This is a genomic window from Agrobacterium sp. fls2-241-TYG-188a, assembly GCF_030209845.1.
Window position 1 is genome coordinate 555,882 of record NZ_JARVRD010000001.1, and the last position, 14,108, is coordinate 569,989.

A 14,108-nucleotide genomic window follows, 5' to 3' on the forward strand; every position below is an offset into this window, starting at 1 on the left:
ACGATCGTGAAAAAGCTTGATCTCATTACGATAGGCCGCTCGTCGGTCGATCTCTACGGCGCGCAGGTTGGCGGCCGGCTGGAGGATATGTCCTCCTTCAACAAATATATTGGTGGTTCCCCCACCAACATTGCGGCGGGCGGTGCTCGCCTGGGTCTGAAAACGGCCGTCATCACCCGCGTGGGCGATGAGCATATGGGCCGTTTCATTCGAGAGCAGCTGATACGCGAAGGTGTCGATACCACAGGCGTGAAGACCGACCCGGAACGCCTGACCGCGCTCGTCCTTCTCGGCATCCGCGACCAGTCGCAATTTCCGCTTATTTTCTACCGCGAGAATTGCGCAGACATGGCGCTCTGCGAGGACGACATCGATCCTGCGTTCATTGCGGATGCTGCTTGCGTCTGCGCAACGGGGACGCATCTTTCGCACCCGCGCACAGAAGCCGCCGTTCTCAAGGCTCTGCGGCTGGCACGTGAAGGCGGGGCAAGAACGGCGCTCGATATCGATTATCGTCCGAACCTCTGGGGCGTGGCCGGTCACGGCGACGGCGAGAGCCGGTTCGTGGAATCGCAGAAGGTCACGGCAAAGCTCCAATCAACCCTGCATCTGTTCGATCTCATCGTCGGGACGGAGGAAGAGTTTCATATTGCCGGTGGCTCTACGGATACGCTGGAGGCCCTGAAGGCCGTCCGCAACGTCTCGAAAGCCACGCTTGTGTGCAAACGCGGACCGATGGGCGCTGTGGTGTTTCCCGACGAAATTCCAGCCAGTCTTGATGATGGCGAGTCCGGGGAAGGCTTTCCGATTGAGGTTTTCAACGTGCTTGGCGCCGGTGACGGCTTCATGGCTGGCCTGTTTCGCGGCTGGCTGCGGGGCGAGGACTGGCCGACAACGCTGAAATACGCCAATGCCTGCGGCGCCTTTGCCGTGTCTCGTCATGGCTGCACGCCCGCCTATCCAAGCTGGGAAGAGCTTCAATACTTCTTCCGCACCGGCATTAAAAACAAGGCGCTGCGCAAGGACGAGGCGCTGGATCAGGTGCATTGGGCCACCAACCGCAAGGGTGACTGGAACACCATGCGCGTGTTCGCCTTCGATCACCGGATGCAGCTGGAAGCCATGGCGGATGAGGCGGGTGTCGAACATTCCAGAATCGGTGAGTTCAAGAAGCTGTGCCTGAAAGCAGCGCTTTATGTTTCCGGTAACGAGGCGGGCTACGGCATTCTGTGTGATAGCCGTCTGGGCCGTGACGCGCTTTATGAAGCCAACGGCACAGGTCTTTGGGTTGGGAGGCCCGTCGAATGGCCGGGCTCCCGACCGCTGACGCTTGAGCCGGAGCTTGGCCTCGATTTTGGCGGCTTGGGCGAGTGGCCGGCGACGAATGTCGTGAAGGTCCTGTGTTTCTATCATCCGCAAGACGCGCAAGAACTGTGCAAGCAGCAGGAAGATACCGTGCTGCGCCTGTTTCAGGCCGCACGCCGCAACAGGCTGGAGCTTCTTTTAGAGGTCATACCATCAAAGGTCGCGGTGGTTGACGATCAGACGACGGCGAGCATCATCGACCGTTTCTATGAGATCGGAGTGTATCCGGACTGGTGGAAGCTTGAGCCGATGAAAACCGAAGCCGCATGGAAAAATGCAGTCGACGCGGTCAAGCGCAATGACCCCTATACGCGAGGGATCGTTGTACTGGGGCTGGATGCACCACAGGCGGAGCTGGAGGAAAGTTTCAAGCTTGCGGCGGGCTTTGATCTGGTCAAAGGTTTTGCGGTCGGGCGGACGATTTTTGCGGATGCGGCGCGGGCGTGGCTTTCGGGCAGCATCAATGACGGGGAGGCGGTAAGCCAGATGGCCGACCGTTACAACGCGCTATGCCAGATCTGGGATAAGGCGCGGGCCGCCGGGAAAAAGGGAGAGGCAGCGTGACGACAATACGTTTGACGGCAGCGCAGGCGATGGTCCGGTATCTCGCCGCGCAGATGAACGAGCATGGCGAGACATTTATCGCAGGTGTCTGGGCAATTTTCGGCCATGGCAATGTCGCAGGGATGGGCGAGGCACTATATGGCATCCGCGATGAGCTGACGACCTATCGAGGCCAGAACGAGCAATCCATGGCTCACGCGGCAATTGCCTATGCAAAGCAGCTCGGGCGTCGCCGCGCCATGGCGGTAACATCCTCCATCGGCCCGGGTGCAACCAATATGGTGACGGCTGCTGCGCTTGCCCATGTCAATCGCCTGCCGGTCCTGTTTATTCCCGGAGATGTGTTCGCCAATCGCGGGCCAGACCCGGTGTTGCAACAGATCGAGGATTTCGGTGACGGCACGATTTCGGCCAATGATTGCTTCAAGCCGGTCAGCCGATATTTCGACCGCATCATGCGTCCTGAACAGCTTTTGACGGCCTTGCCGCGCGCCATGCGGACCATGACGGACCCGGCCGATTGCGGCCCCGTTACGCTTGCCTTCTGCCAGGACGTACAGGCGGAAGCCTTCGATTATCCCGTCAGCTTTTTCGAAAAGAAAATCTGGCATCAACGCCGCCCCGAGCCGGATCTTGGCGAATTCGAAGCAGCCGTTGCAGCCTTGAAATCCGCATCCCATCCGGTCATCGTTGCCGGTGGCGGCGTGCATTTTTCCGGCGCGACCGAGGCGCTGAAAAGCTTTGCCGAACGTCACCGCATTCCTGTGGTGGAAACGCAGGCTGGTAAATCTGCTCTTGCCTGGGACCATGATCTGAACTTCGGTCCGGTCGGCGTGACCGGTGCCGATAGCGCCAATGCCATTGCCGAGAAGGCCGATCTTGTCTTCGGCGTCGGAACGCGGTTCCAGGATTTCACGACGGGTTCCTGGGCTCTGTTCAAGAACCCTTCCGCCAGGCTTCTGGCGCTCAACGTTCAGCCCTATGACAGCGCCAAGCACAATGCCATCAGCCTGACCGCAGATGCCAGAGTGGGCCTTGAGAAGCTTTCCAAAGCCTTGGGCGACCACAGCTTTGAAGCGCCAGAGGCCGGTCTGAAGCAGGCATGGTTTGCCAAGGCTGACGCCGTGACGGCGGCGCCCAAGGATGGCAACAGCCTGCCCACCGATATGCAGGTGATAGGCGCTGTGCAGCGTGCATCGCGGGAAAATACGGTTGTCATGTGTGCTGCGGGCACCATGCCCGGAGAGCTGCACCAGCTGTGGAAGGCCAAGCTGCCGCTATCCTACCACATGGAATACGGTTTTTCCTGCATGGGCTATGAAATTGCCGGTGGTCTTGGAATCAAGATGGCCGAGCCCGAGCGTGATGTTGTCGTTATGGTGGGCGACGGCTCCTACATGATGATGAATTCCGAGCTTGCGACGTCTGTCGCGATGGGCGTGAAGATCACCGTCGTCATCACTGATAACAGGGGCTATGGCTGCATCAACCGGCTGCAGATGGGCACGGGCGGGGCTGAGTTCAACAATCTCTATGCCCACACCACCCATGCCAACCCCATTGCCATTGATTTTGCCGCTCACGCTGCCAGCATGGGGGCGGATGCCCGCAAGGTATCGTCGATTGCGGAACTGGAAGCGGCGCTGGCTGCTGCCCGCGAGGCCACGGTAACAACCGTCATCGTCATCGATACGGACCCGTACCCGACGCCCGACGCTGGCGGTTACTGGTGGGATGTTGCGGTGCCGGAAGTCTCCGCCCGCAGCGAGGTTAATGATGCACGCGCTGCCTATGAGGCGGCATTGAAGGAAAGACAGTAAGATGATCCTCTACGGCACCAACCCTATCGCCTGGAGCAATGATGACGACCGCACGCTCGGCGCGCATATCAGCCTCGACCAATGCCTGGACGAAACATCGAAAATCGGTTTCGATGGCATTGAAAAGGGCCACAAATTTCCGCAGGAGCCGGATGCGCTGAAGAAGGTACTGGAGCCGCGCGGCTTGCGCTATGTTTCCGGGTGGCATTCACTGAACCTTCTTACAAACTCTGTCGAAGACGAAAAAGCGGCTATGCAGCCAGCGCTTGATCTGCTGAAAGCAATGGGTTCAAAGGTCATCATCGTCTGCGAAACATCCAACGCAATCCATGGCGATGACGCTACGCCCGTCAACGACCGCCCCAAGCTTGCCGATGCGGACTGGAAGGCATTTGGCGAAGGCGTGGAAGCGCTGGCAAAGTTTGCCGCCGAACAGGGCATTGCACTCGTCTATCACCATCACATGGGCACGATCATCGAAAGTGAAGATGAGATCGATCGGCTGATGGACAATACGGGACCCCACACCAAGCTGCTGCTCGATACCGGCCATTGCCTGTTTGGCGGGGGCAACCCTGAAAGGCTGGCAAAGAAACACATGGCGCGCGTCGGGCATATCCACGCGAAGAATGTTCGCCCAGCCATCGCAGGTCAGGTGCGTGACGAGAAACTCTCCTTCCTCGAAGGCGTGCGACGCGGTGTCTTCACCGTTCCCGGCGATATGGAAGGCGGTGTCGACTTCCTGCCGGTGCTGAAGATTGCGGCTGAACATGGCTATAGCGGTTGGCTCGTTATCGAGGCCGAGCAGGACCCCGATGTGCGCAATCCATATCAATATCAGAGCCTTGGCTTCAAATCCCTTCGGGAATTCGCCAGGCAGGCCGGGCTAGACAAGGCCTGAGCAAAGGAGATGATCCATGGCTAATCTGTTGCGCAAACCTGTCGGCACCCATGGCAAGGTTCACGACATCACGCCTGAAAGCGCCGAATGGTGCTATGTTGGTTTTGGCCTCTATCGGCTGAAGCCGGGCGAAACGGCAGTTGAGGAAACGGGCGAGACGGAGGTTATTCTGGTTCTCGTCGAAGGCAAGGCCGAGGTTTCCTCCGGCGGCAAAGATTTTGGTGAGCTTGGAGACAGGATGAATGTCTTTGAGCGCAAGCCACCGCATTGCGTTTACATTCCAGCAGGCTCCTCCTGGTCGCTCAAGGCGACAAGCGATTGCACCATTGGCGTCTGCACGGCCCCGGCAAAGCCCGGCAGGGAGGCGCAGGTCATCGGTCCAGCAGGCATTTCGCTGAGTGAGCGCGGCAAGGGCGCAAACACCCGCTACATCTTCCCGATTGCCATGGAAGACCGGGATGTGGCCGAGAGCCTTCTCGTTACCGAGGTGTTTACACCCTCCGGCCACTGGTCGTCCTATCCTCCGCACCGGCATGACGAGGATAATTTCCCGGATATGACTTATCTGGAAGAAACCTATTACCACCGACTCAATCCCGCCCAGGGCTTCGGCTTCCAGCGGGTGTTTACCGAAGATGGCACGCTGGACGAAACCATGGCGGTTTCCGATGGCGACGTTGTGCTGGTACCGAAGGGGCACCATCCCTGCGGCGCGCCCTATGGCTATGAGATGTATTATCTGAACGTCATGGCTGGCCCCATGCGCAAATGGCGGTTCCAGAACCACCCGGATCATGACTGGATCTTCAAGCGCGACAATGGCTGAGCACAAGCCGCGCTCATCCGTCTGAACTGTTCGTGACGGCGCAGGCCCGGTATTTTTCGGGCTTGCAACGGACTTCCGACAGCTTTTGTGATCCATCGTAACCGATGGGAACTGTGGCAGCTTTGCCGCAGCTAGAGGTTTAGTTCCCGAAACCTAAAAATTCGGGTTGGCTTTTAAAGGCGCCTGCCTATTATGCCAGCTTCAACCTGAGCGAGGGAGGTTTCAAATGGCATATTTTTCCAACTCCCCGGTGGCCTCCGCAGCGCCCGCGCCCGCGGGTTCTCTGATCTGATCGAGAAACTCAGCCACAAACACCGATAATCCGGTCGTTTCTTTCAAGTTTTCCCCATCGTTTCGCGCCGCAAGCTCGCGCGGATTCCACACTAGATTCTTTCATGGGACCGGCCGCGTGCCGGATGCTATTCATGTCTTTTGGTTTGAAAATACGCCGGAGCAAGGCGTTTAGCACTGTTTTTCGTTTCTGTTGGTCGCATTGGCGCCAGCAGCCGGGCCGTGCCGGCTTCATGCTGTGCGCGGTGCTCATGTCCACACTTGCCGATGTGTTGACGCCCATGTTTGCCGGGCGGCTGGTGGATGCGGTCGTGTCCGGTTCCGGCAGTGATCCCGCTGCGTGGAGCAATGCAATCAACGCTTTCTATTGGCTGATCGGGCTTGCGCTTCTGGCTGTCATTTTGCGGCACGTCACCTTCATGACCATTATCAGCTTCACGTTGCAGTCCATGGCGGATATTGCCGCGAATTCCTTCCACCGCATCCAGCGTTTCTCTTCGGACTGGCACGCCAACAGCTTTGCCGGTTCGACAGTGCGCAAGGTCACGCGCGGCATGTGGGCGCTGGATTTGCTGAACGACACTGTTTTCGTGGCCCTGTTTCCATCCGTCGTCATGCTCATCGGCTCCACGGTGCTGATGACGTGGTACTGGCCGATGATGGGCCTGCTCGTGGGGCTTGGCTCGTTGCTGTTTGTCTGCATCACGGCCAGCATGTCGTTGGGCTTTGTCGCGCCCATGGCAAGTCTTGCCAATGCCTGGGACACACGCCTTGGCGGGTCTCTGGCCGATGCGGTGACGTGCAATGCTGTCGTCAAGGCATTTGGTGCAGAGGACCGTGAGGACAAGCGATTGGCGCGTGTCATGGGCAAATGGGAAGACCGGACCCGGCGCACCTGGACGCGCGGAACGATCAACGGCACGCTTCAAGCAGGTCTGCTCGGCATCATGCGGGCGGGTGTGGTTGGACTTGCTCTGTTGCTCTGGGCCGCTGGCAAAGCCAATGCCGGTGATATCACTTTCGTTTTGACATCGTTCTTCATCCTGCAGGGCTATCTGCGTGAAATCGGGATGCATATCCGCAACCTGCAGCGTTCGGTGAACGACATGGAGGAACTTGTCGAAATCCATGCGCAACCGCTCGGCATCGACGATGTGGCCAAGGCAAAAGCACTGGTCATCAATGAAGGACGGATCGAGTTTGATGGGGTGAGCTTCCATTATGGAAAGCATCTGGCACCGCTCTACAAGGACTTTTCGGTCACGATCAAGCCGGGCGAACGCGTCGGTCTGGTTGGGCATTCGGGCTCAGGTAAAACGACGTTCATCAAGCTTATCCAACGGCTGCATGACGTGAGCCATGGTGCGATACGCATTGACGGGCAGGATATTTCGCAGGTGTCGCAGATGTCGTTGCGACAGCAGATTGCCATCGTGCAGCAGGAGCCGATCCTGTTTCACCGGACGCTGGCGGAAAACATCGCCTATGCAAGGCCAAGCGCCACGCAGAAGGAAATCGAGAATGCGACAAGGCTTGCAAGTGCCCATGGCTTCATCTCGGCTCTGCCCAAGGGGTACGGCACACTGGTGGGCGAACGCGGCGTCAAGCTTTCCGGCGGAGAGCGGCAGCGGATCGCGATTGCGCGGGCGTTTCTGGCGGATGCACCGATACTCATTCTGGATGAGGCAACATCCAGTCTGGATTCGGAATCGGAAATGCTGATCCAGACCGCGATGGAGCGTTTGATGCTGGGGCGCACGACCCTTGTGGTGGCACACCGGCTTTCAACCGTGCGATCGCTGGATCGGTTGCTCGTCTTCGATCACGGGAAAATTGCGGAAGAGGGTACCCATGTCAGCCTCATCCAGAAAAAAGGCGGTATCTATCGCGGTCTGTTCGAGCGGCAGGCGCTGGAGTTGACGAAGGGTCTGGTGATGGATGTTGCCGAATGACGGAAAAGCTGCACGGCACCGATCAATGCCGTGCAGCCTGCAATCAACGCCAGCCGAGTTCCGGCGCGACGTATTTGAGAATGGAGTCGAGGACGTGGACGTTGTATTCGACACCCAGCTGGTTCGGGATTGTCAGAAGCAGCGTATCGGCTTCGGCAATCGCTTCATCCTGCGCAAGCTCCTTGACCAGAGTTTCTGGATCGGCCGCATAGGAACGTCCGAAGATGGCGCGCGTGCTGGCGTCGAGATATCCGATGCTGTCGCTTTCCTTGCTGCCGCGACCGAAATAGGCGCGGTCACGGTCATCCACCAGCGCAAAGATGCTGCGGCTGACGGATACGCGCGGCTCGCGGCTGTGGCCCGCTTCCTTCCAGGCCTGGCGATAGGCACGGATCTGCGCCGCTTGCTGAACATGGAAAGGCTCGCCGGTCTCGTCGTTCTTCAGCGTCGAGCTTTGCAGGTTCATGCCAAGCTTTGCGGCCCATATTGCCGTCGCGTTGGAGCCGGCACCCCACCAGATACGGTCGCGAAGACCCTCGGAGTGCGGTTCCAGCCTTAGCATTCCCGGCGGGTTCGGGAACATCGGGTGCGGGTTGGGCTCGGCAAAACCTTCGCCCTTCAGCACCTCCAGAAACACCTCGGCGCTGTGCCGTCCCATTTCCGCATCATCGGACCCTTCTTTCGGCTGGTAACCGAAATAGCGCCAGCCATCGATGACCTGTTCGGGAGAGCCTCGGCTGATGCCCAGTTGCAGACGGCCATCCGAAATCAGGTCGGCCGCACCCGCATCTTCCGCCATGTAGAGCGGGTTCTCATACCGCATGTCGATGACGCCGGTGCCGATCTCGATCGTCTTCGTTCGCGCGCCCACGGCTGCCAGCAGCGGAAAGGGAGAGGCCAGCTGGCGGGCAAAGTGGTGCACGCGGAAATAGGCTCCGTCGACGCCGATCTCTTCAGCTGCAACGGAAAGCTCGATGGATTGCTTCAGCACATCTTTTGCCGTACGGGCCTGCGAGTGCGGGCCGGGGCTCCAGTGACCGAAGGACAAAAAGCCGATCTTCTTCATGTGTTTTCACCTGTAACGCATATGTTTCGTTGCCGAACATATAGTGCGCTACGCGGTGAATGTATCGGCAGGATTGTGAACAGTCTGTTCAGGCCTTGACGCCGCAGTGCCATCAGTCCGGCTTTTGGCCCCCGTATCCGTAACGCCAGCGTTGACAATCGCGCTGGCAAGCTGGCGGAAACTGACCGTTCCCACAACTTCGCCAGAGGCTGCAGTAACCGCCGCATCGTCCTCTCCGCTGATCGACAATGTGCGCATGGCTTCTTCGACGCTGGTTTCCGCTGGAATGGACTGACGATGATAGCCGCCGCCCACCCTGGTGGGCGACATGATGGCTTCGACGGTGATGACGCGTCCGCGGTTCACTTCCTTGACGAAGGTCGCGATGTAATCATCTGCCGGGCGAAGCACGATGTCCTGGCTGGTGCCCTGCTGAATGACCTCGCCATCTCGCAGGATTGCGATCTGGTCTCCAAGCCTTAGAGCCTCATCGAGATCGTGGGTGATGAAAACGATGGTCTTCTTGATCTCCTTCTGGATGTCGAGAAGCACCGTTTGCATGTCGGTGCGGATGAGAGGGTCGAGCGCGGAATAGGCTTCATCCATCAACAGCACCGGTGCGTCGTTGGAAAGTGCGCGCGCAAGTCCGACGCGCTGCTGCATTCCGCCCGACAGCTGGTTGGGAAAACGGGTTTCATAGCCCTTCAATCCGACACGCTCCAGCCAGCCCATCGCCACTTCCACGCTTCGGGCCCGGGATATGCCCTGCACCTCCAGGCCGTAGACCGTGTTATCCAGCACGTTGCGGTGTGGCAGGAGGGCAAACTTCTGGAAGACCATGGCTGTCTGGTGGCGGCGGAAATTGCGCAGCTCCTGCACGTTCATTTTTACAACGTCCACGCCGTCCACCAGCACCTCGCCCGCCGTGGGGTCAATCAGTCGGTTGATGTGTCTGATCAGCGTGGATTTGCCGGAGCCCGAAAGCCCCATGATGACCTGTATGCAGCCCGAAGGAATATCGATATTGATATTCCGCAGACCGAGGACGTGACCATGTTTTTCATTCAGCTCCGTCTTGCTCATGCCGTTCCTCACGGCATCGACAAAGGTCTGAGCATTGCTGCCGAAAACCTTGTAGAGATTTCTGATTTTGATGCCGCCGAATGCGCCTTCAGCCATGGGTCATCTCCTGATGTTTCTGGAGCCTCTTGCCATAAGCCTGGCTGATGCGATCGAAGATGATGGCGATGCCGACAATGGCAAGGCCGTTGAAGATGCCGAGCGTGAAATACTGGTTGGCAATTGCCTTGAGGACAGGCTGACCCAGTCCCTGCACCCCGATCATCGAGGCGATGACGACCATGGCCAGCGCCATCATGATGGTCTGGTTGATGCCAGCCATGATGGTGGGAAGGGCGAGCGGCAGCTGAACCTTGAAGAGCTTCTGCCAGCCGGAAGAGCCGAAGGCATCGGCTGCTTCCAGCACATCGCGGTCTACCAGGCGGATGCCGAGATTGGTGAGCCGTATCATGGGAGGAATGGCGTAGATCACCACGGCGATCAGGCCCGGAACCCTGCCAATACCCAGAAGCATGACCACCGGGATGAGGTAGACGAAGCTTGGCATCGTCTGCATCACATCGAGAATGGGATTGACGACCCGCTGGAAGCGATTGGAATGGGACATGGCAATGCCAATGGGCAGGCCGATGACGATGGAGAGAACCGTGCAGACAAAGATCATCGAGATCGTCCGCATCGTATCCGTCCACATGTCGAAATAGCCGATGGCCAGCAGCGTGAACATGCAGCCTGCGACGATCTTGGCGCTGCGGCTGGCAAACCAGGCAATGACCATGATGATCAGAATAATGATCGGCCATGGCGTCTGTGTCATGAACCGTTCTGCGGCAATCAGGAACTGCTGCAGGGGTGAGAAGAAACCTTCAATCGTGCCTCCCCAGGCACGGGTAAATTCACGAAAGCCATCATCGATCATCTTTTTCAGATTGCGAAGGCCATCGTCGTTCATGTGCGGAAACGCGTAAAACCAGTCCATGAAATTCCCCAGAGTTCGCGACGACGGGCGACTGGCAATGGCCAGCCGCCTGTTCTCTTGCGTGGTTGCAGGCGCAAGCGCCGGCAGCAGGGATGCGCGTCAGAGCGAAGCCTTGATTTTCTCGGCAGCCTCGGCAGAGACCCATTTGGTCCAGATATCGGGGTTTTCTTTCAGGAAGTGCTTGGCGCTGTCTTCACCCGTCGCCTGGTTGTCCGTCATCCATGCCATCAGCTTGTTGACGGTGTTGTTGCTCCAGGACCGCTTGTTGAGATAATCCATCACGGCAGGTCCGGCCTTCTCCGAGAAAGGCTTCGCAACGAGCGTCACGACCTTGTCGACAGGCCATGCATTCGGCTTGGGATCCGGACAATCCGCAACGGTGTTGCAGCGTTTCCATTCGGCGGGATCGGCGGCAACACCCGGCTCCAGCTTGACCATCTCATATTTGCCGAGAAGTGCCGTTGGCGACCAGTAGTACCCGACCCATGGCTGCTTGCGTTCATATGCCTTGGCAATGGAGCCGTCGAGACCGGCAGACGAACCGCTGTCGATGAGGTTGAAGCCCGCCTTTTCAGCGCCGAATGCCTTGTAGAGCTGCGCCGTGACAACGGTGCCGCCCCAACCCTGCGGGCCGTTCACGATGGCGCCCTTGTCAGGGTTTTCTGCATCGGGAAACAGCTTGGGGTTTTTCATCAAGTCGCCGATCGTCTTGATCTCCGGGTGGGCTTCAGCCACGTATTTGGGTATCCACCAACCCTGAATGCCGCCATCCGGCAAGGCCGTTGCGGCAACGACAAGTTTGCCTTCGTCGACGCCGCGCTTGACGACTTCTGGCAATGTATCGGCCCATGCCTCAGGCGCGATATCCGGTTGCCCTTTTTCCACCATGGAGGTGATGGTGGGGACAGTATCGCCGACGGTAATATCGGCGCTGCAGCCATAGCCTTCGTTGAGAATGATCTTGTCGATATTGGAGAGCACTTCCGCGCTCTGCCAGTTCATGCTGGCGATTGTCGGGCTACCGCAATCTGCGGCGCTGGATGCGGAGGCGCCAGCCAACAGGCCGAACACCAGACAGGTTGATGCAAGCAGTTTATTCATCGCTGTTCCCTTTATTGGCGGCGCTTATAAGAGAGCAGACCTGCCGCTGGGCCTGCCACTGTTCTTGTCTTTTGCAAGGTTGCAGGGATGATGGCGCGAAGGCCGCCCGCAACCTGCACAAAATGCGACGGTGATCTGCCAAACCACGACAGCCGCCCGATTTTAATCTTCTGTCAAGATTTTCGGCTGGAAGCGCCAAAATGGCTCTCGCAAGCCTGAAATGGCCAGAGAAACTGCGCGAAAAGGCCCAATCTTTGCTGATAGCTGTCAAAAAAAGCTGGATAGTTCCTATTCCCGGGGCAATAGTACACATCCGTTCCTTGGCGGATGGGTGAAAAAAGCATCTCGTTTTCAAATCAGATTGTTTAAGGGGAAATACCTTGGCTCGAATAACGCTCCGACAGTTGCTCGATCACGCGGCAGAACACGGCTACGGCGTACCTGCCTTCAACATCAACAATATGGAGCAGGCGCTGGCCATCATGGATGCGGCGGATGCGACCAATTCTCCCGTGATCATGCAGGCATCGCGTGGTGCACGCGCCTATGCCAATGATATTATGCTCAAACACATGATGGACGCGGTTGTGGAAATTTATCCGCATATTCCCGTTTGTGTTCATCTCGACCACGGCAATGAACCGGCCAGCTGTATGACCGCCATCCAGGCCGGTTTTACATCCGTCATGATGGATGGCTCGCTGAAGGCCGATGGCAAGACGCCGGGTGACTGGGATTACAATGTCGGCGTCACGCGTCAGGTCACAGACATGGCCCATTACGGCGGCATTTCCGTGGAAGGTGAACTCGGTGTGCTCGGTTCGCTCGAAAGCGGCATGGGCGAGGCTGAAGATGGCCACGGCGCCGAAGGCGTTCTGTCCCATGACCAGTTGCTGACAGACCCGGACGAGGCCGTGAAATTCGTTCGCGAAACCAAGGTGGACGCGCTGGCCGTTGCAATGGGCACGAGCCACGGCGCCTACAAGTTCACCCGCCGCCCCGATGGCACCGTGCTTGCCATGAATGTCATCGAGGAAATCCATAACAAGCTGCCAAACACGCACCTTGTCATGCATGGCTCCTCCACCGTGCCGCAGGACCTGCAGGATATCATCAATTCCTATGGCGGCGCGATCAAGCCGACCTGGGGCGTTCCGATCGAGGAAATCCAGCGCGGCATCAAGAACGGCGTGCGCAAGATCAACATCGACACCGACTGCCGCATGGCCATCACCGGCCAGATCCGCAAGGTGCTGATGGAAGAACCGGCAGAGTTCGATCTGCGCAAATATCTGAAGCCTGCCCGGGAAGCCATGACGAAGCTCTGCAAGGAACGTTTCGAACTCTTCTGGACCGAGGGACAGGCGTCCAAGATCACGCCTATTCCGCTGCGTGACATGGCAAAGCGCTATGCGTCCGGCTCGCTGGACCCGGTTATTTCGTAATTGGCATTTGAAGTAAAAGCCGGGGCGGTGATACCGTCCCGGCTTTTTTGTTTTGGAGCGTGACGCTTCTCCCCGTCACCCCGGCCTCGAGCCGGGGTCCAGCCAGCGCGCGTCTGCGCGCCGAGGAAAGTTCTTTCAGCCCAAAGACTTGGGCTGACTGGATACCGGCTCAAGGCCGGTATGACGGTGGTGAGTGTGGTGCGATGAAAAGAGTGCAGCAAGCCACCCTCCGCACGTTTCAACCCCGCCAAGTTACCTCTGCCATTTCATGACCAACTCGACGTAATTGACGGTCATCTTTACTTTTGGAATGGATGAGAACTTCTCTCCGTCACCCCGGCCTCGAGCCGGGGTCCAGCCGGTGCGCGTCTGCGCGCCAAGTAAGGTTCTTTCAGCCCAAAGACTTGGGCTGACGGGATACCGGCTCAAGGCCGGTATGACGGTGGTGTGTATGGTGCGATAAAAAAGAGAGCAGCGAGCTGCCCTCTGCACGGTTCAATTCCACAGTATAACCTCTGCCATTTCATGGCCAACTCGGCGTAACTGACGGTCATCTCTAGTTTTGGAACGGATGACGCTTCTCTCCGTCACCCCGGCCTCGAGCCGGGGTCCAGCTGGCGCGCGTCTGCGCGCCGAGAAAGGTTCTTTCAGCCCAAAGACTTGGGCTGGCTGGATACCGGCTCAAGGCCGGTATGACGGTGGTGAGTGTGATGCGATG

General features: G+C 58.3%; 10 protein-coding genes. 6 read left to right on the forward strand and 4 right to left on the reverse strand.

Features of this window, described 5'->3' with window-relative positions; all coding sequences use genetic code 11:
- Positions 1-3 precede the first annotated feature (3 nt).
- The 5 genes from QRN85_RS02370 to QRN85_RS02390 all read left to right on the forward strand — a co-directional run bounded on the left by QRN85_RS02370 (position 4) and on the right by QRN85_RS02390 (position 7,719).
- Positions 4-1,929: a bifunctional 5-dehydro-2-deoxygluconokinase/5-dehydro-2-deoxyphosphogluconate aldolase gene (locus tag QRN85_RS02370; RefSeq protein ID WP_284757248.1), complete on the forward strand. Its 1,926-nt coding sequence runs from the start codon at positions 4-6 to the stop codon at positions 1,927-1,929.
- Complete coding sequence (gene iolD / locus QRN85_RS02375; protein WP_284757103.1) at positions 1,926-3,749, forward strand: 3D-(3,5/4)-trihydroxycyclohexane-1,2-dione acylhydrolase (decyclizing); 1,824 nt, start codon at positions 1,926-1,928, stop codon at positions 3,747-3,749. Before QRN85_RS02370 ends, iolD begins: the two co-directional genes overlap by 4 nt.
- 1 nt (position 3,750) lies before the next feature.
- On the forward strand, positions 3,751-4,650 hold the full coding sequence (gene iolE, locus QRN85_RS02380; RefSeq protein ID WP_284757104.1) for a myo-inosose-2 dehydratase: 900 nt from the start codon (positions 3,751-3,753) through the stop codon (positions 4,648-4,650).
- Between the two features lie 16 nt (positions 4,651-4,666).
- Positions 4,667-5,476 (forward strand): 5-deoxy-glucuronate isomerase, encoded by an 810-nt coding sequence (gene iolB / locus QRN85_RS02385; protein ID WP_284757105.1) that lies wholly within the window; start codon positions 4,667-4,669, stop codon positions 5,474-5,476.
- Between the two features lie 425 nt (positions 5,477-5,901).
- Positions 5,902-7,719, forward strand: a complete 1,818-nt coding sequence (locus QRN85_RS02390) for an ABC transporter ATP-binding protein (protein WP_284757106.1) — start codon at positions 5,902-5,904, stop codon at positions 7,717-7,719.
- A gap of 43 nt (positions 7,720-7,762) precedes the next feature.
- Here the strand turns inward: QRN85_RS02390 and QRN85_RS02395 are convergent, their stop codons facing one another.
- The 4 genes from QRN85_RS02395 to QRN85_RS02410 form a co-directional block, all read right to left on the reverse strand.
- On the reverse strand, positions 7,763-8,785 hold the full coding sequence (locus QRN85_RS02395) for an LLM class flavin-dependent oxidoreductase (protein ID WP_284757107.1): 1,023 nt from the start codon (positions 8,783-8,785) through the stop codon (positions 7,763-7,765).
- Positions 8,786-8,833: 48 nt separating this feature from the next.
- Entirely contained in the window at positions 8,834-9,964 is a 1,131-nt protein-coding gene (locus QRN85_RS02400; protein ID WP_284757108.1) for a quaternary amine ABC transporter ATP-binding protein, read from the reverse strand.
- Positions 9,957-10,844 (reverse strand): ABC transporter permease, encoded by an 888-nt coding sequence (locus QRN85_RS02405; protein WP_062588415.1) that lies wholly within the window; start codon positions 10,842-10,844, stop codon positions 9,957-9,959. The genes QRN85_RS02400 and QRN85_RS02405 overlap by 8 nt, the downstream gene beginning before the upstream one ends.
- 99 nt (positions 10,845-10,943) lie before the next feature.
- On the reverse strand, positions 10,944-11,945 hold the full coding sequence (locus QRN85_RS02410) for an ABC transporter substrate-binding protein (RefSeq protein ID WP_062588086.1): 1,002 nt from the start codon (positions 11,943-11,945) through the stop codon (positions 10,944-10,946).
- A 380-nt stretch (positions 11,946-12,325) separates the two neighbouring features.
- On the opposite strand from QRN85_RS02410, the gene fba reads away from it, so the two are divergent.
- Positions 12,326-13,390 (forward strand): class II fructose-bisphosphate aldolase, encoded by a 1,065-nt coding sequence (gene fba, locus QRN85_RS02415; protein WP_062588084.1) that lies wholly within the window; start codon positions 12,326-12,328, stop codon positions 13,388-13,390.
- Positions 13,391-14,108: the final 718 nt, after the last annotated feature.

What these genes read in the sequence shown, in the direction of transcription:
- iolE (WP_284757104.1), top strand. Translation starts at nt 3,751, where the DNA reads ATGATCCTCTACGGCACCAACCCTATCGCCTGGAGCAATGATGACGAC.
- iolB (WP_284757105.1), top strand. Translation starts at nt 4,667, where the DNA reads ATGGCTAATCTGTTGCGCAAACCTGTCGGCACCCATGGCAAGGTTCAC.
- QRN85_RS02390 (WP_284757106.1), top strand. Translation starts at nt 5,902, where the DNA reads ATGTCTTTTGGTTTGAAAATACGCCGGAGCAAGGCGTTTAGCACTGTT.
- QRN85_RS02395 (WP_284757107.1), bottom strand. Translation starts at nt 8,785, where the DNA reads ATGAAGAAGATCGGCTTTTTGTCCTTCGGTCACTGGAGCCCCGGCCCG.
- QRN85_RS02400 (WP_284757108.1), bottom strand. Translation starts at nt 9,964, where the DNA reads ATGGCTGAAGGCGCATTCGGCGGCATCAAAATCAGAAATCTCTACAAG.
- QRN85_RS02405 (WP_062588415.1), bottom strand. Translation starts at nt 10,844, where the DNA reads ATGGACTGGTTTTACGCGTTTCCGCACATGAACGACGATGGCCTTCGC.
- QRN85_RS02410 (WP_062588086.1), bottom strand. Translation starts at nt 11,945, where the DNA reads ATGAATAAACTGCTTGCATCAACCTGTCTGGTGTTCGGCCTGTTGGCT.